This window comes from Vibrio sp. 2132-1, assembly GCF_033344315.1.
Map to the genome: position 1 here is coordinate 1 of NZ_JAWPON010000649.1, position 572 is coordinate 572.

Annotated in this window: 1 pseudogene; it reads right to left on the bottom strand. The window is 48.6% G+C overall.

From position 1 onward, the window contains the following. Positions 1-566 (bottom strand): annotated as a pseudogene (locus R8N47_RS27175) (hypothetical protein); the annotation flags it as partial. Positions 567-572 lie beyond the last annotated feature (6 nt).

Here is a 572-nt window from a genome sequence, read left to right on the forward strand (position 1 = left end):
AGCCTATAAGTGCGTTGGCGCGGCTGCAGTTGACTGCTTTGAATAGACAGCATTTCGGTGGTTTTACCTATCTGTTGGAACTTAAGCGTATTGGCTTCAAAACTGGCTGCCCAAGACGGCTCGTTGCCAAATACACGCGTTGGTTTTTGCGGTTGGCTGCAACGATTTGGGTTTTCGGTAGTGAGGAAGTTCACTTGCTCAACCACAAAGTTGGCATCGAAATCCGCCGAGAAACCATCAATGCCCAGAGGGTTAAGATGACCGATGACTTCGCCATACATGGTTTGGTACGGTTCGCTACCGAGCTTAATGGCGCGTTGAATCTGTTGTGGTGACAGTTGCAACCAATATTGTTTGTCGCTGCCGCAAGGCATGATGTACTGGCTTTCATGGCCGATGATTACTTTGCCGCGCAACATAAAAGTTTGAGGTTGAATAGTTTCAGGCTTATCTAATGATGCTGGTGGAGAGGTTGGTGTTTCCGCGCCAGATTGTGGCGGTTGCGAACTACATGCTTGCAGAACCAGCAGAGTGGCGAGTGCCACTGGGTTTTTCAAAGCCTTCATGTTATA